This is a genomic window from Mycobacterium angelicum, from assembly GCF_002086155.1.
Classification (GTDB): Bacteria; Actinomycetota; Actinomycetes; order Mycobacteriales; family Mycobacteriaceae; genus Mycobacterium; species Mycobacterium angelicum.
In genome coordinates this window covers 1-370 of sequence record NZ_MVHE01000339.1, presented here as the reverse complement: position 1 = coordinate 370, position 370 = coordinate 1, and the positions used below count along the sequence as shown (strand labels likewise).

Annotated in this window: 1 pseudogene; it reads left to right on the top strand. The window is 61.9% G+C overall.

Annotated features, from left to right (window positions below):
• Positions 1-244: pseudogene (locus BST12_RS29690) on the top strand (radical SAM protein); the annotation flags it as partial.
• Positions 245-370 lie beyond the last annotated feature (126 nt).

Sequence of the window (370 nt, the reverse complement as noted above, 5' to 3'; positions counted from 1 at the left end):
CTACACCGACATCCTCGAAGGGGCCGGATTGCGCACCCGCCACATCGAGTCTCATGACGAGAGCCTGCTGGACATGATCGACCGCATCGACGCGCGGATCACCGCCTTGCACGTCGCCGCACCGGAGATCCTCGCCGACAACGGCATTCGCCACGACTCGGTGCGCGATTTCACAGCGCTCGCACGCGCCGCGGTACAAACCGGACGAATCGGATACACGTTGATGATCGCGGAAAAGCCGTGATAATCCAGGAAATGTGGGACAGACCAATCGCATTTCCCGCATCTGAGGAGCGAGCCGCACCGCGTTACTTCGACGTGTTTCCCCCCTTCAAGTCGGTATCCCGGCTCGGCTGCACCCGCTTGGGGT